The organism is Pseudomonas sp. ASL4 (assembly GCF_056680395.1).
The window spans coordinates 605,907-627,084 of record NZ_CM155280.1 but is presented as its reverse complement, the minus strand read 5'-3'; the positions used below and the strand labels follow the sequence as shown (position 1 = coordinate 627,084).

Below are 21,178 nucleotides of genomic sequence, written 5' to 3'. Positions count from 1 at the left end.
AAACCCCCGATGAAAATGCCGAAACGGTTGATAGCCAGCCTGGGCGTACTGATGCTGAGTGCGACCCCGTTGCTGCACGCCAGCGCCGATCAGCGCGACGATCACGACCACGGCGGCCCGGAGCAGGGCCAATACGATAACCATGGTGACAACCGTGGCAATGATCACCGCGGCCCGGAGGACAACCATCGTGGCGGTCCTCCACCACATGATTTTGGCCCGGTGCGTCAGACCATTCACGACAATCACGGATACTTTGTGCGTGGTGCGCCGCCACCGCCAGGCATCCGTCTGGAACGTGGCCGGCCGTTGCCTCACGGTTATTACGGCGAACGCCTGGATCAGCGTGCGCTGGGTCGGTTGCCGCAATACGAGGGTTACGAATGGCGCCGCGCGGGCGGCGACATTGTGCTGATCGCCGTAGGAACCGGGATCGTTTATGAAATTCTGGATAATGTGTTGAATTAAGCACTGCATCGGCACAGCGCATTGCGCGCTGTGCTTCAAAAGATCGCAGCCTTCGGCAGCTCCTACATGGGATTGTGTACCCCGTAGGAGCTGCCGAAGGCTGCGATCTTTTACTTTTCTGTCAGGGCAACTCCAATCCACCCGCTGCCTTGTGCAAAGCTCTCAAATGTTCGCCAATCTGTTTAAGGTTGGCTTCATTAGCCGCAATCTCCGCCGCACGACTCGGTTCCAGCAGCGCTCTCACTTCTTTATCCAGATCCCCGGTCAGCGATTGCAGTTGCTTCTGGCGCAGGCTGCTTTCCGATTCCAATCGCTTCGACTCGCTCGGCTGTGGCAAACCATAACCACCGGTGCCGAGCAATTCGGCGGGACGGCTGAGGAAGCCGCTGTTGGCGAGAATCTGTTGCAAGGTCGCGTTGGCCTTGTCCATGCCGCCGTTTTTCAGTTCTCGAGCGCCCAAGTAGCGCTGCTTCACCTCATCCTGGGCCAATTGTAGCTGCCGACGGAAACTGGCCTGTTCCAACAACAGCAATGCCGCGCTGGTGCGCAAGTCAGCCTGATCGATCCATTGCCGGCGCTCTTCGGCGCTCAATGCCAGCCAGTCTTCGACAGTGGTCTGCTTGATCGGCAAGTGCTTCTTCAGCACTTCGAACATGGCTTGATAGCGATCGCGGAAGGAGTCGAAGCGATAACCCAGGCGTAAAGCTTCGCGAGGGTCGTCCAGCACGCTGGTGTCCGCCAATCCGCGGCCCTTGAGCACTTCCAGCAAGCCGTTGGGCATGATGCTGTCCAGTCCGGTCAGTTGCGCGTTGTTGCTGCCGCTGCGCAGCAGTTTCAGGCTTTCAACCGCGCAATTATTGGACAGGAAGAAGTAGTTGCCGTCGTAGCTCCAGTGCATCTCTGCGGCGTGTTCCACCACTTCTTCGATTTCGGTGCGAGAGAGATTCAGCGGCACCGAAGCCAGGCTGCGCATTTCGGTCTTGGTGTATTCGTCGATCACTTGGGCCAGGGGCAAGACAAACAGGCGTGACGGATATTTACCCACCAGCCCATCCCAACTCGACAACTGTACGTCACCGACGAAGGCGCGGTAGGACAGCACCAGGTGCTGATCCAGGTCCAGCCGGCAATCCGGTCCGCGTGGTCGGCCCGGCGCACAGATCACCAGGCGCAACATGCTGTGGCCCCAACGGCTGACCCAGTTCTGGTTGGCTTCGGCCAGCAGATAGTCCACGGCATAAACCCGTTCCGGGTCGACCTGGCCCAATGGTGTCTTGGCGAAGTCGTTACCGGCATTGAGGAAGGCGAAGGATTTGGCGCAAGTGTCTTTGGCGGCCGGCGCCCAGCCGAAATGTTCTTTGTAGTAGCGGTAAAGCGCAGGACGTCGGCAGGCATAGCTCGGGTCCAGGAGGAAGTACTCCATGTTGACCGCCACGAACTCCTTGGGATTGGTCGTCTCGTAGATATCCGGGCTGCGAACGATTTGCCGGTTGTGCTGCTCGCGTTCGCCACGTCGGCCGACGTATTGCGGCCAGCCGGCCAGATCCAGCAGGCGCGGGTCGTCACTGAGGGTAAAACGTCGCGCCGTCTGGCCGCGGCATTGATCGGGAATGCCGACCAGACCAGAGCTGCTATTGCGCTGGCTGCAACGCTGGATCAGCGTGCGCTGGGCAGATGGCCACAGGCGCGCGCGGTCGTAAATATGGGTGAGTTCGTGCAAGACCGTAGCGAGCATTTCCCGGCGCACGGTGCCGTGGGGGCGGTAGGTCTTTTTCGTCGCGGCGCTGCCGTCGGTGAGGCTGTCGAGCAGATTGCGATTCAGATCGAGCTCGGACACCAGCGACGCCTCGCCGTAGGCGTTGTCGGGCATTTCGTCGGTCCAGCCAACATCGATGCGCCGATCCAGTTGCTCGACGAAGCGCGGCGGCAATGCCTGCATGGCCTCATCGAGCAGCGCCTGGCTGGCCTGCACTTGCGCGGGACTCAGACCGTCGGTCTTGAGCCGTAATTGCAAGCTGGCCTGTGCGGTGTTGCCAAGCAGCAACACCATCCCGGCCAGCAGCCAGGCGCTGAGCGACCTCACAGTGCGAGGATGGCTTCGGCGAGGACCTGATCACTGGCGTCGCGGGCTTCAGGTACGCGGGTGCGCAGGGTATTGAAGGCCTCTTCCAGATGCGCGCCACGAATATCGCCATCGCTGGCGACGAAACTGGCCGCGTCGTCGTGAGCTTCGCGCACGATCTTCGAATCACGGATGGACGTGGTGGTATCAGAAGTGAAATCAAGCGTGCGCTGGGTGGCGCGAATGATCATGTTACTGGTGGCTACCAGGGTGTGCGCCTGGGCCACGTCGGCCAACAACAGCAAGCCAAGGGTGGCAGCAATCAGCGGGCTACGCATGGAACGACTCCGGAGGAACGATGATAACTATTGGACGAGAATTGCTTGTGCCAGTTCAAGGTCGCTGGCATGAAGTTTTGGCTGGCTCCGGCGCAGGTAAACCAGGGCGGATTCCAGTTGCGCTCCTCGCAGTTGGCCGTCACTGGCAATGAAAGCCGCAGCGTCATCCTGAGCGGCGATCAGCAGTTTATGGTCGAAGGGCGCAGAGGTCACCATGCTTGTGGCGTAACCACTGACCACGGTGCCTTGTGTAGACAGGTTGAAGGCGTCGAAAGCCTGGGCGGCGCCAGACCAGCAGGCCAGAAGAAACAACGGAATGGACAACAGATTTGAAAGAAAACGCATGAGACTCGATAGCTGAAAGCGAGCCTCAAGGCTAGCGCAATGCCCGGACTAGAGCCAGCGCCGAAACATTGGGACACGATGGGCGTGTCCCAATGCAGGACCGACGTTTAGATCGCCAGGATGGCCTGGGCGAGTTGTGCGTCAGTAGCGTTCAGCTGAGGTGCTTGACGGTGGATTTCGTCAAATGCGCTTTCCAGTTTCACGCCACGAATGTCGCCGCTGCTGGCGACAAAACTGGCGGCGTCATCACGAGCTGCACGCACAATTTTGTTGTCGCGCAGTGACGAAGAGAGATTGGAGGTGGCGTCGGAGCTGGATTTTAGAGCGCCAACGACGGCGTCGGTGGTCACGATAAAGCTGGAAGCGTGGGCATTGGCAGCCACGGCGAGCAGGGCAGCAACGCTCAGCAGACGAAGACGGGACATGGGGAAGCTCCTTTGGATAAACCGATTGAGAGGTGGCGCAGTGTCTGGAAGATCAGACGCCTGTCATGCGGCGTTCGCCACGTTCTGATCGGATATTAGGCTGACGCGGATGGATTCGAACAGCCCATATAGACGAAACGGCAGGAGCTGCCGAAAGCTGCGATCTTTTGATTTTGGCGTCGGCGGTGACACTTAAGATCAAAAGATCGCAGCCTTCGGCAGCTGCTAAAAGGGTGTACTGGTCAAATTTAGATTGTACAAAACTGTACTGGTTATGTGTTTCATGACCCTGAAACGACAAAACCCGTCGTGGTTTCCCACGACGGGTTTTGTTTGTTCAATTCGGGTTGCTGGCGGTGGACCCTATAGGTCAGAGCCAGCGACGCTAACTTAGCGCCAGAACGGCTTGCTCAGCTCTTCGTAGCGTTGTGCTTCGCTAATCCCGGCATCAGCCAGCAGACGCGAATCCAGACGAGCCAATTGATGGCGGCTGGTAATGCGGCGCTGCCACAACATCAGGTTGGCGATAACGCGAAGAGGCATGGAAGCCTGGGTTTTTGCAGCATTGTCTTCGAAGAACAGCTCGGAACTGAGTGTACGTTCCATGGTTGACATCCTTCCGCTTGTGGCGGGATTAGGTAGTGGTTTAACTGATGCCAATGATCCTCCTGTTTGGCCAGTCCCCCTAGATACAGTTCACTTGTATTGTGAGGGATCAATTAACTGTTTATAGGGGGTGTACTGGTCAAAATTGAGGCAACTGTACCTGTCGGCACCAATACAGTGCAATATAGGTAAGTCGACTCGAAAATGCAGAGGATTTCGGTAGGAAAAGACCAGTACAGCAGTACAGTTTTCGACAGGATCGGGTGTTGCAAGAGCCAACTGACGCAACTGTGTTTGCGTCAGCTGTGTTTTACGTCAATCAGACCACCAGCATCCGCCCGGTTTCTTCCAGGTTAATGTGCCAGCTCAGGGCATCGCGCAGGATGTGCGGGGTGTGCCCACCGAGCGCGCAGGCGGCGATGAAGTAGTCATTCAAGGCTTCGCGATAGTCCGGGTGAACACAGTTGTCGATAACCACCCGAGCCCGCTCACGAGGCGCCAGCCCGCGCAGGTCGGCCAGACCGATCTCGGTCACCAGGATGTCGACGTCATGTTCGGTATGGTCGACGTGGCTGACCATCGGCACCACGCTGGAAATCGCACCGCCCTTGGCAATCGACTTGGTGACAAAGATCGACAGGTGCGCGTTGCGCGCGAAGTCACCCGAACCGCCGATGCCGTTCATCATCCGTGTACCACAGACGTGGGTGGAGTTGACGTTACCGTACAGGTCGAACTCCAGCGCCGTGTTGACGGCGATGATGCCCAGACGCCTAACCACTTCCGGGTGATTGGAGATTTCCTGGGGGCGCAGTACCAGCTTGTTCTTGTAATGCTCCAGGTTGCCGAACACATCGGCATTGCGCCGGGCCGACAAGGTGATCGAACTGCCCGAGGCAAAGCTTAGCTTGCCGGCATCGATCAGGTCGAACGTCGAATCCTGCAACACTTCCGAATACATCGTCAGGTCTTCAAACGGCGAGTCGATCAGGCCACACATCACCGAGTTGGCGATGGTGCCGATCCCGGCCTGCAACGGGCCAAGCTTGTTGGTCATGCGCCCGGCAGCCACTTCCTGCGTGAAGAACTCGATCAAGTGATCGGCGATGGCCTGAGTTTCGGCGTCCGGTGGCAGTACAGTCGACGGCGAGTCGGATTGATTGGTGATCACGATTGCGACGATCTTTTCCGGCGGGATCGGAATGGCGGTGCTGCCAATGCGATCGTCGACCTTCACCAGCGGAATGGGCGTGCGGGTCGGACGGTAGGTCGGGATATAGATGTCGTGCAACCCTTCGAGATTCGGGTTGTGCGCCATGTTGATCTCGACGATGACGTGCTTGGCGAAAATCGCGAAGCTGGCCGAGTTACCCACCGACGTGGTCGGTACGATATGGCCTTGTTCCGTGATCGCCACGGCTTCAATCACCGCGATGTCCGGCAGCTTGAGTTGCTGGTTGCGCAGCATCTCCACGGTTTCCGACAGGTGCTGGTCGATGAACATGACTTGGCCGGCGTTGATGGCCTTGCGCAGTGTGCTGTCGACCTGGAACGGCATGCGTCGCGACAGGACGCCGGCTTCGGTCAACTGCTTATCGAGGTCGTTGCCCAGGCTGGCGCCGGTCATCAAGGTGATTTTCAGCGGCGTGGTTTTGGCGCGTTCGGCCAGCGCGTGTGGCACAGCCTTGGCTTCGCCGGCGCGGGTGAAACCGCTCATGCCGACGGTCATGCCGTCCTGAATCAGAGCGGCAGCGTCAGCGGCGCTCATCACCTTATCCAACAACGAAGGCAAGCGAATACGGTCACGGTACATGGATTATTATCTCGGGCAACGGAAGCAAGGTACTCAGTCTAGTGATTTGAAAAAAATCCGTCCCGCTACCATGGTCGAATGCCGAGCCCTGATTTAGAGCCTTTGGTCGGGTTTCACGGGGAATAAAAAAACCCCAGCCTACTAAAGGCTGAGGTTTTGGGTATTGCGCTGGCGCAGGTTTTACTCGACGGCTTTAACCATGTCCTCGATGACCTTCTTGGCGTCGCCGAAGACCATCATGGTTTTGTCGAGGTAGAACAGTTCGTTGTCCAGACCGGCATAGCCGCTGGCCATCGAGCGCTTGTTGACGATGATGGTCTTGGCTTTGAACGCTTCGAGAATCGGCATGCCGGCAATCGGCGATTTCGGATCGTTCTTGGCGGCTGGGTTAACCACGTCGTTGGCGCCCAACACCAGCACCACGTCGGCCTGACCGAACTCGGAGTTGATGTCTTCCATCTCGAACACCTGGTCGTAAGGCACTTCGGCCTCGGCCAGCAACACGTTCATGTGGCCAGGCATCCGACCGGCAACCGGGTGGATCGCGTACTTCACGGTCACGCCGCGATGGGTCAGCTTTTCGGTCAGCTCTTTCAGCGCATGTTGCGCCCGTGCAACCGCCAGGCCGTAGCCCGGAACGATGATCACGGTGTCGGCGTTGGTCAGCAGGAAGGTCGCGTCGTCAGCCGAACCGGATTTCACCGGGCGGGCTTCTTTCGAGCCAGCAGGGCCGGCTGCATCCGCCGTGTTGCCGAAACCGCCGAGCAGCACATTAAAGAAGGAGCGGTTCATCGCCTTGCACATGATGTACGAGAGGATCGCACCGCTCGAGCCTACCAGCGAGCCGGCAATGATCAGCATCGAGTTGTTCAGCGAGAAGCCGATACCCGCCGCTGCCCAGCCGGAGTAGCTGTTGAGCATCGACACAACCACCGGCATGTCCGCGCCGCCAATCGGGATGATGATCAACACGCCCAGCACGAAGGCCAGGGCCAGCATCAGCGCGAAGGCGTTGAGGTTGCCGGTCAGCATGAAGGTGATGCCAAGGGCCAGTGTCGCCAGGCCCAGCAGCAGGTTCAGCTTATGCTGGCCGCCAAACTGTACCGGTGCACCCTGGAACAGGCGGAACTTGTACTTGCCCGACAGCTTGCCAAAGGCGATCACCGAACCGGAGAAGGTGATTGCACCGATGGCGGCGCCGAGGAATAGCTCCAGACGGTTACCGGCAGGAATCGAATCGCCCAGCTGTTTAACAATACCCAGCGATTGCGGCTCAACGACAGCCGCGATCGCAATGAACACCGCGGCCATGCCGATCATGCTGTGCATGAAGGCGACCAGTTCCGGCATCTTGGTCATTTCAACGCGCTTGGCCATGATCGAACCGGCGGTGCCGCCGACCAGCAGGCCGACGATAACGTAGCCGATGCCTGCAGTCGCGAGCTCAGCGCCCAGCTTATAGATGAGGCCGATAGTGGTGAGGATCGCCAGCCCCATGCCGAGCATGCCGTACACGTTGCCGCGTCGGGACGTGGTCGGGTGCGACAGGCCTTTAAGGGCCTGGATGAAGCAGATCGACGCGATCAAGTAGAGCGTCGTTACGAGGTTCATGCTCATTACTTGGGCGCCTCTTCTTTTACGACTTTCGGGGCTTTTTTCTTGAACATCTCAAGCATTCTGCGGGTGACCAGGAAGCCACCAAACACGTTCACTGCGGCCAGTGCCACGGCCAGGGTGCCCATGGTCTTGCCCAGTGGTGTCACGGTCAAAGCCGCCGCCAGCATGGCGCCGACGATCACGATCGCGGAGATTGCGTTGGTCACCGCCATCAACGGCGTGTGCAGTGCAGGTGTTACGTTCCAGACCACGTGATAACCGACATAAATCGCCAGCACGAAGATGATCAGGTTGTAGATACCGGGGGAGATAAGCTCTTCCATCGTCTGAATCCCTGCTTAGGCGTTTTTGCGGATGACTTGGCCGTCGCGGCACATCAGGCACGCGGCGACGATGTCGTCTTCTAGGTTCACTTCGAACTGGCCTTCTTTGTTGAAGACCAGCTTCAGGAAGTCCAGCAGGTTGCGGGCGTACAAGGCCGAAGCGTCTGCCGCGACTTCACCGGCCAGATTGGTCGGGCCACAAATGGTCACGCCATTCGCAACGACCACCTGATCGGCCACGGTCAGCGGGCAGTTGCCGCCCTGGGCTGCGGCAAGGTCGATGACCACCGAGCCTGGCTTCATCTGCGCCACGGTTTCGGCACTCAATAGCGTCGGTGCCTTGCGGCCCGGGATCAGTGCGGTGGTAATGACAATGTCAGCCTGCTTGGCGCGTTCGTGCACGGCCAGGGCCTGGCGCTGCATCCAGCTCGCTGGCATTGGTCGTGCGTAACCGCCAACACCGACGGCGCATTCGCGCTCTTCATCGGTCTCGTAAGGTACGTCGACGAACTTGGCGCCGAGGGATTCGATCTGCTCTTTTACCGCAGGACGCACGTCAGACGCTTCGATCACCGCACCCAGACGTTTCGCCGTGGCGATTGCCTGCAAACCCGCCACACCTGCACCGAGGATCAGCACGCGCGCTGCTTTCACAGTGCCCGCGGCGGTCATCAACATCGGCATGAAGCGTGGGTAGTAGTGAGCGGCGAGCAGTACGGATTTGTAACCGGCGATGTTCGCTTGAGAAGACAGCACGTCCAGGCTCTGGGCGCGGGAGGTGCGTGGCGCGGCTTCCAGCGCGAACGCGGTAATGCCGCACTCGGCTAGCTTGGCGATGATTTCATTGCTGAACGGGTTGAGCATGCCCACCACAACGGTGCCGCTCTTGATCAGAGTCAGCTCGCTGTCGCTGGGCGCGACCACCTTCAAAATCAGCTCGGCACCAAACGCGTCGTTGGCGCTGCCAATGGTTGCGCCTGCCGCTTCATAGGCACTGTCGACAACACTGGCTTTTACCCCGGCGCCGCTTTGTACAGTGACCTTATGGCCCTGGCCGATCAACTTTTTGATGGTTTCCGGGGTTGCAGCAACCCGTGTTTCACCCGTCTGGGTTTCGAGAGGAACACCAATGTGCACGTCAAATCTCCTGCGTGATCTTATTGAGTAAACCCAGGCACTTCGGATGGTGCGGCTGGGGCGGCCGATCAGCACGATCCCGCCAAATCAGGCGGGGCGCGGCATTTTGCAGGCGAACTTTGTGCCCTTCAAGGGATTATGACGGGTGACGGAAAATTAACTACAAGTCACCCCGTGACCGAATGTCGCAACTAGCCGGGTCAATCCCTTGCAGGCCGTGCCTTGTAAGGATTCTGGTCGAAATTCAAGAATTTACATATCGGTACGGTGAATGAGCAGTCATGGCATCAAAATAGAGGCTCAAGGCCACGTCATCAGGCACTTGTGGGACGTTTGTACTGTTTGTCGGTACAGTCTATGAATATGCGACAAATACTTATATCTGTAGTGCTTTGGTTTTACTGACTACGGGGTCAGTTAACGAGACATAGCCTTTATCCTTCTAGGCTGTAGCTGTGGGCCTGATTCACCAGCCAATCCCGAAAAGCCCTTAAAGACGCCGATTCGACCTTTCGCTCAGGAATCATCAGGTAATAGGCCTTGATGCTCGACAGCGCTTGCGGATTGGCAATCACCAGGCGCTTCTCTGCCAGTTCACGCTGAATCAGGAACGGCGGAATCAGTGCAATCCCCATATCGTGCATGGCCGCCTGGGCGAGCATGGAGAATAGCTCGTAACGCGGGCCTGTCATGTCGCGGGGGATATTCAGGCTCTGGGAGTTGAACCATTGGCGCCAGGCGTAGGGGCGGGTGGTCTGTTGCAGTAGCGGTAGTTCCGCGATTTCAGCGGGTGTCAGGTTGGTCTTCTTGCCCAGTAGGGCTGGGCTGCACACCGGCATCGGATTCTCTCCCATCAGCCTGTGGGATTCGGTACCCGACCAGTCCGCGTCGCCGAAGTAGATCGCGGCATCGAACTCGGTGTCGGCAAACAAGAACGGACGTGTGCGGTTGGTGAGGTTAACCGTCACCTCCGGGTGCTTGTGCTGGAAGTCCTTGAGCCTTGGCAGCAACCATTGGGTGCCGAAGGTCGGCACCACCGCCAGTTCGATCACGTTCGCGCCTTGCTGGCCCATGACCGACAAGGTGTCCCGTTCAACGGCATCGAGTTGGGTGGCCACACGACGGCTATAGGAAAGCCCGGCTTCTGTCAGCTTCACTCCGCGCCGAGAGCGTCGGAACAGTTCGACACTGAGGAATTCCTCGAGGCTGGCGATCTGTCGGCAAATCGCTCCCTGGGTGAGTGAAAGTTCCTGGGCTGCCTTGGTAAAGCTCTCGTGGCGCGCTGCCGCTTCGAAGCTGATCAGGGCGGTGGTGCTGGGGATTTTTCTGCGCATGTACGTGAACCTCACTAATACGTCGCACAAATGACCTTTGGCGATGCTTCGGAGTGAGAAATTAGCACAACAGTATGCGAAATCCTCGTTTGCCGGAATGCCGCACCGGGCCTAGGATCAACCCACGTTATTTGACCCGATTCGAGAGGACTCACTCATGGGCGGTAAAGCTAGCTTCAACTGGATCGATCCCCTGCTGCTGGATCAACAGCTCACCGAAGAAGAACGCATGATCCGCGACACCGCCGAGCAGTTCGCTCAGCAGAAGCTCGCACCGCGTGTTCTGGAAGCTTTCCGCCATGAGAAGACCGACATCGCGATCTTCCGTGAGATGGGCGAAGTGGGCTTGTTGGGTGCGACCATTCCCGAGGAATACGGTGGCAGCGGCCTGAACTACGTCAGCTATGGCCTGATCGCTCGTGAAGTCGAGCGGGTTGACTCCGGTTATCGCTCGATGATGAGCGTGCAGTCCTCATTGGTCATGGTGCCGATCAATGAATTCGGTACTGAAGCGCAAAAGCAGAAGTATCTGCCGAAACTCGCTTCCGGCGAGTGGATCGGGTGCTTCGGGCTGACAGAGCCTGACCACGGTTCCGACCCGGGCGCGATGATTACTCGTGCACGCAAAGTGGAAGGCGGCTACAGCCTGACCGGCAGCAAGATGTGGATCACCAACAGCCCTATCGCCGATGTGTTCGTGGTCTGGGGCAAGGATGATGCCGGTGACATTCGTGGCTTCGTACTGGAAAAGGGTTGGAAAGGCCTGAGCGCTCCGGCGATTCACGGCAAGGTCGGCCTGCGTGCGTCCATCACCGGCGAAATCGTCATGGACAACGTGTTTGTTCCTGAAGAGAACATCTTCCCGGATGTCCGTGGTCTGAAAGGCCCTTTTACCTGCCTCAACTCCGCGCGTTATGGCATCTCCTGGGGTGCACTGGGCGCCGCCGAATTCTGCTGGCACACCGCTCGCCAGTACACGCTGGATCGTCAGCAGTTCGGCCGCCCATTGGCAGCTACTCAGTTGATCCAGAAAAAGCTGGCTGACATGCAGACTGAAATCACCCTGGCGCTGCAAGGTTGCTTGCGTCTGGGTCGTATGAAAGACGAAGGCACTGCTGCAGTCGAGATCACTTCGATGATGAAGCGCAACTCCTGCGGTAAATCCCTGGATATCGCGCGCATGGCTCGCGACATGCTGGGTGGCAATGGTATTTCCGATGAGTTCGGTGTCGCTCGCCACCTGGTCAACCTGGAAGTCGTGAATACCTATGAAGGTACGCATGACGTCCACGCGCTGATCCTTGGTCGCGCGCAGACCGGTATCCAGGCGTTCTATTAATAGGAGAACGGCCATGGGCGCGCTTTCGCATCTACGGGTACTGGATTTATCGCGGGTGCTGGCCGGGCCTTGGTCCGGGCAGATCCTGGCGGACCTTGGCGCTGAAGTGATCAAGGTCGAGCGCCCGGGCAATGGCGATGACACGCGCGCCTGGGGGCCTCCGTTCCTTAAAGACGCCTATGGCGAGAACACCAGCGAGGCCGCTTACTACCTGTCGGCCAATCGCAACAAACAATCGGTGACCATCGACTTCACCCGACCTGAAGGGCAGAAGCTCGTACGTGATCTGGCGGCGAAGTCGGACATTCTGATCGAGAACTTCAAGGTCGGTGGTCTGGCGGCTTATGGTCTGGACTATGAGTCGCTCAAGGCGATCAATCCGAATCTGATCTATTGCTCGATTACCGGGTTCGGTCAGACAGGGCCTTACGCCAAGCGCGCGGGTTATGACTTCATGATCCAGGGGTTGGGCGGCTTGATGAGCCTCACCGGTCGACCTGAGGGTGATGAGGGCGCGGGGCCGGTGAAAGTCGGTGTAGCGCTGACCGACATTTTGACCGGGCTCTATTCGACGGTGGCGATATTGGCGGCGCTGGCGCATCGGGATCATGACGGTGGCGGGCAGCACATTGATATGGCGTTGCTGGATGTGCAGGTGGCTTGTCTGGCGAATCAGGCAATGAACTACCTGACTACTGGCAATGCGCCTAAGCGCTTGGGGAATGCTCATCCGAACATCGTGCCTTATCAGGACTTTCCTACGGCGGATGGCGATTTCATCCTCACGGTGGGTAACGACGGGCAGTTTCGCAAGTTTGCCAAGGTGGCAGGTCAGCCGCAGTGGGCGGATGATCCACGCTTTGCCACCAACAAGCTGCGGGTGGCTAATCGGGCGGTACTGATTCCGTTGATCCGTCAGGCGACTGTATTCAAGACTACGACTGAGTGGGTGCTCCAGTTGGAGCAGGCGGGCGTGCCGTGTGGGCCGATCAATGATCTGGCCCAGGTGTTTGCTGATCCGCAGGTTCAGGCGCGTGGGTTGGCTATAGAGTTGCCTCACGCATTGGCCGGGATGGTGCCTCAGGTTGCGAGTCCGATTCGCTTGTCCGAGACCCCGGTGGAATACCGTAATGCGCCTCCTCTATTAGGGGAGCATACGCTTGAGGTTCTGCAGCGGGTGTTGGGGTTGTCAGTTGGTGCCGTGGCTGCTTTCAAAGAGGCTGGGGTCCTTTGAGAGATCCTTCTATATAGAAGGCGTTGTTTTGCTCTCCTATATAGAAGGAATCATGCGGTTTTCCAGCTTTCAGCAAGTTATTGATAGAAAAGCTAAATCAGGGCTTGACGGCAGATTCTGGAAGTCTATAATTCGCCCCACTTCCGGCGCAGTCGAAACGGAAAACTCCTTGGTAAACAAAGAGTTATGCGGTTTTCGACAGCGAGTTGCTTCAGGTCATCGAAGCCCAGAAGGAGTTGGTAGAGCGGTGTTGTGTGGCTCTATTAACGGTTCGATCTTCTCGGTCGAAAGTAGCGGAAAAGAGGTGTTGACAGCAGCGAGTAACGCTGTAGAATTCGCCTCCCGCTAACGAGAGATCGGAAGCGCAAGTGGTTGAAGTTGCAAAGGAAACTTTGAAAACTTCTGAAAATAACCGCTTGACAGTGACAGAGGCTGCTGTAGAATGCGCGCCTCGGTTGAGACGAAAGATCTTAACCAACCGCTCTTTAACAACTGAATCAAGCAATTCGTGTGGGTGCTTGTGGAGTCAGACTGATAGTCAACAAGATTATCAGCATCACAAGTTACTCCGCGAGAAATCAAAGATGTAACCAACGATTGCTGAGCCAAGTTTAGGGTTTCTTAAAAACCCAAAGATGTTTGAACTGAAGAGTTTGATCATGGCTCAGATTGAACGCTGGCGGCAGGCCTAACACATGCAAGTCGAGCGGCAGCACGGGTACTTGTGCCTGGTGGCGAGCGGCGGACGGGTGAGTAATGCCTAGGAATCTGCCTGGTAGTGGGGGATAACGCTCGGAAACGGACGCTAATACCGCATACGTCCTACGGGAGAAAGCAGGGGACCTTCGGGCCTTGCGCTATCAGATGAGCCTAGGTCGGATTAGCTAGTTGGTGAGGTAATGGCTCACCAAGGCGACGATCCGTAACTGGTCTGAGAGGATGATCAGTCACACTGGAACTGAGACACGGTCCAGACTCCTACGGGAGGCAGCAGTGGGGAATATTGGACAATGGGCGAAAGCCTGATCCAGCCATGCCGCGTGTGTGAAGAAGGTCTTCGGATTGTAAAGCACTTTAAGTTGGGAGGAAGGGCATTTACCTAATACGTAAGTGTTTTGACGTTACCGACAGAATAAGCACCGGCTAACTCTGTGCCAGCAGCCGCGGTAATACAGAGGGTGCAAGCGTTAATCGGAATTACTGGGCGTAAAGCGCGCGTAGGTGGTTCGTTAAGTTGGATGTGAAATCCCCGGGCTCAACCTGGGAACTGCATTCAAAACTGTCGAGCTAGAGTATGGTAGAGGGTGGTGGAATTTCCTGTGTAGCGGTGAAATGCGTAGATATAGGAAGGAACACCAGTGGCGAAGGCGACCACCTGGACTGATACTGACACTGAGGTGCGAAAGCGTGGGGAGCAAACAGGATTAGATACCCTGGTAGTCCACGCCGTAAACGATGTCAACTAGCCGTTGGGAGCCTTGAGCTCTTAGTGGCGCAGCTAACGCATTAAGTTGACCGCCTGGGGAGTACGGCCGCAAGGTTAAAACTCAAATGAATTGACGGGGGCCCGCACAAGCGGTGGAGCATGTGGTTTAATTCGAAGCAACGCGAAGAACCTTACCAGGCCTTGACATCCAATGAACTTTCTAGAGATAGATTGGTGCCTTCGGGAACATTGAGACAGGTGCTGCATGGCTGTCGTCAGCTCGTGTCGTGAGATGTTGGGTTAAGTCCCGTAACGAGCGCAACCCTTGTCCTTAGTTACCAGCACGTAATGGTGGGCACTCTAAGGAGACTGCCGGTGACAAACCGGAGGAAGGTGGGGATGACGTCAAGTCATCATGGCCCTTACGGCCTGGGCTACACACGTGCTACAATGGTCGGTACAGAGGGTTGCCAAGCCGCGAGGTGGAGCTAATCCCAGAAAACCGATCGTAGTCCGGATCGCAGTCTGCAACTCGACTGCGTGAAGTCGGAATCGCTAGTAATCGCGAATCAGAATGTCGCGGTGAATACGTTCCCGGGCCTTGTACACACCGCCCGTCACACCATGGGAGTGGGTTGCACCAGAAGTAGCTAGTCTAACCTTCGGGAGGACGGTTACCACGGTGTGATTCATGACTGGGGTGAAGTCGTAACAAGGTAGCCGTAGGGGAACCTGCGGCTGGATCACCTCCTTAATCGACGACATCAGCTGCTCCATAAGTTCCCACACGAATTGCTTGATTCATTGAAGAAGACGAGAAGCCAGCCTTTAAGGTGGCTTGTGTCGTTAGAGTTTAGAAATGAGTATTCCTCGGTGAATATTGATTTCTAGTCTTTGATTAGATCGTTCTTTAAAAATTTGGGTATGTGATAGAAAGATAGACTGGACGTTACTTTCACTGGTAACGGATCAGGCTAAGGTAAAATTTGTGAGTAATTGCGAATTTTCGGCGAATGTCGTCTTCACAGTATAACCAGATTGCTTGGGGTTATATGGTCAAGTGAAGAAGCGCATACGGTGGATGCCTTGGCAGTCAGAGGCGATGAAAGACGTGGTAGCCTGCGAAAAGCTTCGGGGAGTCGGCAAACAGACTTTGATCCGGAGATGTCTGAATGGGGGAACCCACCTAACATAAGTTAGGTATCTTAAGCTGAATACATAGGCTTAAGAAGCGAACCAGGGGAACTGAAACATCTAAGTACCCTGAGGAAAAGAAATCAACCGAGATTCCCTTAGTAGTGGCGAGCGAACGGGGACTAGCCCTTAAGTGGCTTTGAGATTAGCGGAACGCTCTGGAAAGTGCGGCCATAGTGGGTGATAGCCCTGTACGCGAAAATCTCTTAGTCATGAAATCGAGTAGGACGGAGCACGAGAAACTTTGTCTGAATATGGGGGGACCATCCTCCAAGGCTAAATACTACTGACTGACCGATAGTGAACTAGTACCGTGAGGGAAAGGCGAAAAGAACCCCGGAGAGGGGAGTGAAATAGATCCTGAAACCGTATGCGTACAAGCAGTGGGAGCCCACTTTGTTGGGTGACTGCGTACCTTTTGTATAATGGGTCAGCGACTTATTTTCAGTGGCGAGCTTAACCGAATAGGGGAGGCGTAGCGAAAGCGAGTCTTAATAGGGCGTCTAGTCGCTGGGAATAGACCCGAAACCGGGCGATCTATCCATGGGCAGGTTGAAGGTTGGGTAACACTAACTGGAGGACCGAACCGACTACCGTTGAAAAGTTAGCGGATGACCTGTGGATCGGAGTGAAAGGCTAATCAAGCTCGGAGATAGCTGGTTCTCCTCGAAAGCTATTTAGGTAGCGCCTCATGTATCACTGTAGGGGGTAGAGCACTGTTTCGGCTAGGGGGTCATCCCGACTTACCAAACCGATGCAAACTCCGAATACCTACAAGTGCCGAGCATGGGAGACACACGGCGGGTGCTAACGTCCGTCGTGAAAAGGGAAACAACCCAGACCGTCAGCTAAGGTCCCAAAGTTATGGTTAAGTGGGAAACGATGTGGGAAGGCTTAGACAGCTAGGAGGTTGGCTTAGAAGCAGCCACCCTTTAAAGAAAGCGTAATAGCTCACTAGTCGAGTCGGCCTGCGCGGAAGATGTAACGGGGCTCAAACCATACACCGAAGCTACGGGTATCACTTAGGTGATGCGGTAGAGGAGCGTTCTGTAAGCCTGTGAAGGTGAGTTGAGAAGCTTGCTGGAGGTATCAGAAGTGCGAATGCTGACATGAGTAACGACAATGGGTGTGAAAAACACCCACGCCGAAAGACCAAGGTTTCCTGCGCAACGTTAATCGACGCAGGGTTAGTCGGTCCCTAAGGCGAGGCTGAAAAGCGTAGTCGATGGAAAACAGGTTAATATTCCTGTACTTCTGGTTATTGCGATGGAGGGACGGAGAAGGCTAGGCCAGCTTGGCGTTGGTTGTCCAAGTTTAAGGTGGTAGGCTGGAATCTTAGGTAAATCCGGGATTCTAAGGCCGAGAGCTGATGACGAGTGTTCTTTTAGAACACGAAGTGGTTGATGCCATGCTTCCAAGAAAAGCTTCTAAGCTTCAGGTAACCAGGAACCGTACCCCAAACCGACACAGGTGGTTGGGTAGAGAATACCAAGGCGCTTGAGAGAACTCGGGTGAAGGAACTAGGCAAAATGGCACCGTAACTTCGGGAGAAGGTGCGCCGGTGAGGGTGAAGCATTTACTGCGTAAGCCCATGCCGGTCGAAGATACCAGGCCGCTGCGACTGTTTATTAAAAACACAGCACTCTGCAAACACGAAAGTGGACGTATAGGGTGTGACGCCTGCCCGGTGCCGGAAGGTTAATTGATGGGGTTAGCTAACGCGAAGCTCTTGATCGAAGCCCCGGTAAACGGCGGCCGTAACTATAACGGTCCTAAGGTAGCGAAATTCCTTGTCGGGTAAGTTCCGACCTGCACGAATGGCGTAACGATGGCGGCGCTGTCTCCACCCGAGACTCAGTGAAATTGAAATCGCTGTGAAGATGCAGTGTATCCGCGGCTAGACGGAAAGACCCCGTGAACCTTTACTATAGCTTTGCACTGGACTTTGAATTTGCTTGTGTAGGATAGGTGGGAGGCTTTGAAGCGTGGACGCCAGTTCGCGTGGAGCCAACCTTGAAATACCACCCTGGCAACTTTGAGGTTCTAACTCAGGTCCGTTATCCGGATCGAGGACAGTGTATGGTGGGTAGTTTGACTGGGGCGGTCTCCTCCTAAAGAGTAACGGAGGAGTACGAAGGTGCGCTCAGACCGGTCGGAAATCGGTCGTAGAGTATAAAGGCAAAAGCGCGCTTGACTGCGAGACAGACACGTCGAGCAGGTACGAAAGTAGGTCTTAGTGATCCGGTGGTTCTGTATGGAAGGGCCATCGCTCAACGGATAAAAGGTACTCCGGGGATAACAGGCTGATACCGCCCAAGAGTTCATATCGACGGCGGTGTTTGGCACCTCGATGTCGGCTCATCACATCCTGGGGCTGAAGCCGGTCCCAAGGGTATGGCTGTTCGCCATTTAAAGTGGTACGCGAGCTGGGTTTAGAACGTCGTGAGACAGTTCGGTCCCTATCTGCCGTGGACGTTTGAGATTTGAGAGGGGCTGCTCCTAGTACGAGAGGACCGGAGTGGACGAACCTCTGGTGTTCCGGTTGTCACGCCAGTGGCATTGCCGGGTAGCTATGTTCGGAATAGATAACCGCTGAAAGCATCTAAGCGGGAAACTAGCCTCAAGATGAGATCTCACTGGGACCTTGAGTCCCCTGAAGGGCCGTCGAAGACTACGACGTTGATAGGTTGGGTGTGTAAGCGCTGTGAGGCGTTGAGCTAACCAATACTAATTGCCCGTGAGGCTTGACCATATAACACCCAAGCAATTTGCTTGCTTCGAGCTGAAAAGCGAAAGAGCACCAGATTGCGGTGTGTGAAGACGAAACGAACCGAAAGTTCGAGACACTCACAAAACACCGAGATCTATCACATACCCATTCGCTGGAGCGTAATCCGTAAGGAGAACGACCTGGCTACCGAATTTCTTGACGACCATAGAGCATTGGAACCACCTGATCCCATCCCGAACTCAGCAGTGAAACGATGCATCGCCGATGGTAGTGTGGGGTTTCCCCATGTGAGAGTAGGTCATCGTCAAGATTAAATTCCGAAACCCCTATCTGCGTATGCAGGTAGGGGTTTTGTTTTAGTAGAAGTCACCATTTTTTGCTGGCACGTTACTGCGGTAACGGGCTGGTCACAGAATTTCTTGACGACCATAGAGCATTGGAACCACCTGATCCCATCCCGAACTCAGCAGTGAAACGATGCATCGCCGATGGTAGTGTGGGGTTTCCCCATGTGAGAGTAGGTCATCGTCAAGATTGAATTCCGAAACCCCTGTCTGCTAACGCAGTCAGGGGTTTTGTCGTTTTGGAGCAGGTAAAAAGCTTCAAACAACAAACGGAAAAAGTGGCAGAGATAAGCTAAGTCAGACGCTCTAGCACGCCGTTCGGCGGGAATCTGGCAAGAATTCCAGCCATTTCATACAAACCCCCTAAGATTTCTCCTTCTCGTGCCGAAAGACTAGTGAGACATGCGTGCACCAAAGTAGAGCGGCCTCAGAAAGCCGTCTGCGCTGTTACATGGAATGTTGCAATCCGGAACGCATCCCCACTTTTTCCATAAGAAGTCCCCTGAAATGAATCTTAAGTTCAGCCATAAAATCCTGCTGGCCGCTTCTGGCGTCGTAGTGCTGGCTTTCGCGTTGTTCACTTTGTACAACGACTATTTACAGCGAAATACGATCCGGGAAAATCTCGAGTCCTCCGTCCAGCAAGCTGGCGACTTGACCGCCAGCAGCGTGCAGAACTGGATGAGCGGCCGTGTGCTGGTGTTGGAAAACCTGGCACAGAACGTCGCCCACCAAGGTGCGAATGCCGATCTGCCAGGGTTGGTGGATCAACCTGCCCTCACCTCTAACTTCCAGTTCACCTATGTCGGCCAGGCGAATGGCGTATTCACCCAACGCCCTGACGCGAAGATGCCGGATGGCTACGATCCGCGTCAGCGTCCCTGGTACAAACAAGCCGTCACTGCCGACAAGACCATGTTGACCCCGCCTTACATGGCCGCGGTGGGTGGACTGGTAGTGACCATCGCCCTGCCGGTGAAAAAGAACGGCGAGTTGCTCGGCGTTGTTGGCGGCGACCTGAGCCTCGAAACCCTGGTGAAGATCATCAACTCGGTGGACTTCGGCGGTATCGGCCACGCGTTCCTGGTCAGTGCCGACGGTCAAGTGATCGTCAGCCCGGACAAAGATCAGGTGATGAAGAACCTTAAAGATATTTACCCAAACACCAACGTGCGCATCGAGAAGGGCAACCAGGAAGTCACCCTGAACAAGCAAGACCGCATCCTCTCGTTCACCCCGGTGACGGGTTTGCCGAGTGCCGAGTGGTACATCGGTCTGTCGATCGACAAGGACAAGGCCTACGCGCCTTTGAGCCAATTCCGCACCTCGGCACTGATTGCGATGTTTATCGCCGTGAGCGCCATTGCAGTGCTGCTGAGCTTGCTGATCAACGTGCTGATGCGTCCACTGACCACCATGGGCCGCGCGATGAAAGACATCGCCCAAGGTGAAGGTGACCTGACCCGTCGTCTGGCCGTGGAAAGCAAAGACGAGTTCGGTGAGCTGGGTGGTGCGTTCAACCAGTTCGTAGAGCGGATTCACGCGTCGATTTCCGAAGTGTCTTCGGCGACCCGCCAGGTTCATGACCTGTCGCAACGGGTGATGGCGTCGTCCAACGCCTCGATCATCGGTTCCGACGAACAAAGCGCTCGTACCAACAGTGTGGCCGCCGCGATCAACGAACTCGGTGCCGCAACCCAGGAAATCGCCCGCAACGCGGCAGACGCTTCACAGCACGCCAGCGGCGCGAGCGAGCAGGCCGATGACGGTCGTCAGGTGGTGGAAAAAACCATTCTGGCCATGACCGAGCTGTCGCAGAAAATCAGCCTGTCCTGCACCCAGATCGAAACCCTGAATGCCAGCACCGACAACATCGGGCACATTCTGGATGTGATCAAAGGCATCTCCCAGCAAACCAACCTGCTGGCATTGAACGCAGCCATCGAAGCGGCCCGTGCCGGTGAAGCCGGTCGTGGTTTTGCGGTGGTGGCGGACGAAGTGCGCAACCTGGCACACCGTACCCAGGAATCGGCCGAGGAGATCCACAAGATGATCACCTCGCTGCAGATCGGTTCTCGCGAAGCGGTGACCACCATGAACGCCAGCCAGGTTTCCAGTGAAGAGAGCGTCGAAGTGGCGAATCAGGCCGGTCTGCGACTGGTCAGCGTGACCCAGCGCATCGGCGAAATCGACGGCATGAACCAGTCGGTAGCCGCGGCCACCGAAGAACAGACGGCGGTGGTGGAAACCCTCAACGTCGATGTTAACCAGATCAACCTGCTGAACCAGCAAAGTGTGGCCAACCTCAATGAAACGTTGAAGGATTGCGATGCCTTGTCGTTGCAGGCCAACCGCTTGAAGCAATTGGTCGACAGTTTCAAAATCTGATTCATCGATGTAAAGAAGCCCGCTGTGGAGTTCATCCACAGCGGGCTTTTTCAT

Annotated in this window: 14 protein-coding genes and 4 rRNA genes; 8 read left to right on the top strand and 10 right to left on the bottom strand. The window is 56.1% G+C overall.

Annotated features, from left to right (window positions below):
* The first annotated feature begins 9 nt into the window (after positions 1-9).
* Positions 10-468: an anti-virulence regulator CigR family protein gene (locus AC1MEW_RS02665; RefSeq protein ID WP_201256815.1), complete on the top strand. Its 459-nt coding sequence runs from the start codon at positions 10-12 to the stop codon at positions 466-468.
* Between the two features lie 121 nt (positions 469-589).
* Here the strand turns inward: AC1MEW_RS02665 and AC1MEW_RS02660 are convergent, their stop codons facing one another.
* The 10 genes from AC1MEW_RS02660 to AC1MEW_RS02615 form a co-directional block, all read right to left on the bottom strand.
* Positions 590-2,551: a DUF7844 domain-containing protein gene (locus AC1MEW_RS02660; protein WP_322270106.1), complete on the bottom strand. Its 1,962-nt coding sequence runs from the start codon at positions 2,549-2,551 to the stop codon at positions 590-592.
* Positions 2,548-2,868 (bottom strand): DUF2388 domain-containing protein, encoded by a 321-nt coding sequence (locus tag AC1MEW_RS02655; RefSeq protein WP_201195912.1) that lies wholly within the window; start codon positions 2,866-2,868, stop codon positions 2,548-2,550. The genes AC1MEW_RS02660 and AC1MEW_RS02655 overlap by 4 nt, the downstream gene beginning before the upstream one ends.
* A gap of 27 nt (positions 2,869-2,895) precedes the next feature.
* Positions 2,896-3,213, bottom strand: coding sequence for a DUF2388 domain-containing protein (locus tag AC1MEW_RS02650; protein ID WP_201256813.1), 318 nt, complete (start codon positions 3,211-3,213; stop codon positions 2,896-2,898).
* A 107-nt stretch (positions 3,214-3,320) separates the two neighbouring features.
* Positions 3,321-3,638 carry a DUF2388 domain-containing protein gene (locus AC1MEW_RS02645; RefSeq protein WP_201256812.1) on the bottom strand — a complete coding sequence of 106 codons (318 nt, stop codon included), beginning with the start codon at positions 3,636-3,638 and terminating at the stop codon, positions 3,321-3,323.
* A 390-nt stretch (positions 3,639-4,028) separates the two neighbouring features.
* A complete protein-coding gene (locus AC1MEW_RS02640) occupies positions 4,029-4,181 on the bottom strand; it encodes a DUF1127 domain-containing protein (RefSeq protein WP_460148371.1) in 153 nt (50 codons plus the stop codon).
* Between the two features lie 382 nt (positions 4,182-4,563).
* Positions 4,564-6,057: an acetyl-CoA hydrolase/transferase family protein gene (locus tag AC1MEW_RS02635; RefSeq protein WP_201199424.1), complete on the bottom strand. Its 1,494-nt coding sequence runs from the start codon at positions 6,055-6,057 to the stop codon at positions 4,564-4,566.
* Between the two features lie 180 nt (positions 6,058-6,237).
* Positions 6,238-7,674 (bottom strand): NAD(P)(+) transhydrogenase (Re/Si-specific) subunit beta, encoded by a 1,437-nt coding sequence (locus AC1MEW_RS02630; RefSeq protein ID WP_201199426.1) that lies wholly within the window; start codon positions 7,672-7,674, stop codon positions 6,238-6,240.
* Positions 7,674-7,997, bottom strand: a complete 324-nt coding sequence (locus AC1MEW_RS02625) for an NAD(P) transhydrogenase subunit alpha part 2 (RefSeq protein ID WP_007947884.1) — start codon at positions 7,995-7,997, stop codon at positions 7,674-7,676. Before AC1MEW_RS02625 ends, AC1MEW_RS02630 begins: the two co-directional genes overlap by 1 nt.
* A 15-nt stretch (positions 7,998-8,012) precedes the next feature.
* On the bottom strand, positions 8,013-9,134 hold the full coding sequence (locus tag AC1MEW_RS02620; RefSeq protein ID WP_322270109.1) for a Re/Si-specific NAD(P)(+) transhydrogenase subunit alpha: 1,122 nt from the start codon (positions 9,132-9,134) through the stop codon (positions 8,013-8,015).
* A gap of 434 nt (positions 9,135-9,568) precedes the next feature.
* On the bottom strand, positions 9,569-10,468 hold the full coding sequence (locus tag AC1MEW_RS02615) for a LysR family transcriptional regulator (RefSeq protein WP_201199432.1): 900 nt from the start codon (positions 10,466-10,468) through the stop codon (positions 9,569-9,571).
* Between the two features lie 157 nt (positions 10,469-10,625).
* Between AC1MEW_RS02615 and AC1MEW_RS02610 the strand changes: the two genes are divergently transcribed.
* The 7 genes from AC1MEW_RS02610 (at position 10,626) to AC1MEW_RS02580 (ending at position 21,124) form a co-directional block, all read left to right on the top strand.
* The gene (locus AC1MEW_RS02610; protein WP_201199434.1) at positions 10,626-11,807 is read left to right on the top strand and encodes an acyl-CoA dehydrogenase; all 1,182 of its coding nucleotides are present in this window, start codon (positions 10,626-10,628) and stop codon (positions 11,805-11,807) included.
* Between the two features lie 13 nt (positions 11,808-11,820).
* A complete protein-coding gene (locus AC1MEW_RS02605; protein WP_480425345.1) occupies positions 11,821-13,041 on the top strand; it encodes a CaiB/BaiF CoA transferase family protein in 1,221 nt (406 codons plus the stop codon).
* Between the two features lie 641 nt (positions 13,042-13,682).
* Positions 13,683-15,221, top strand: a 16S ribosomal RNA gene (locus AC1MEW_RS02600).
* A 300-nt stretch (positions 15,222-15,521) separates the two neighbouring features.
* A 23S ribosomal RNA gene (locus tag AC1MEW_RS02595) occupies positions 15,522-18,413 on the top strand.
* Between the two features lie 173 nt (positions 18,414-18,586).
* Positions 18,587-18,702, top strand: a 5S ribosomal RNA gene (gene rrf, locus AC1MEW_RS02590).
* A 108-nt stretch (positions 18,703-18,810) separates the two neighbouring features.
* Positions 18,811-18,926, top strand: a 5S ribosomal RNA gene (rrf, locus tag AC1MEW_RS02585).
* The 16S, 23S and 5S rRNA genes sit together here, the layout of an rRNA operon.
* A 317-nt stretch (positions 18,927-19,243) precedes the next feature.
* The gene (locus AC1MEW_RS02580; RefSeq protein WP_201199440.1) at positions 19,244-21,124 is read left to right on the top strand and encodes a methyl-accepting chemotaxis protein; all 1,881 of its coding nucleotides are present in this window, start codon (positions 19,244-19,246) and stop codon (positions 21,122-21,124) included.
* Positions 21,125-21,178: the final 54 nt, after the last annotated feature.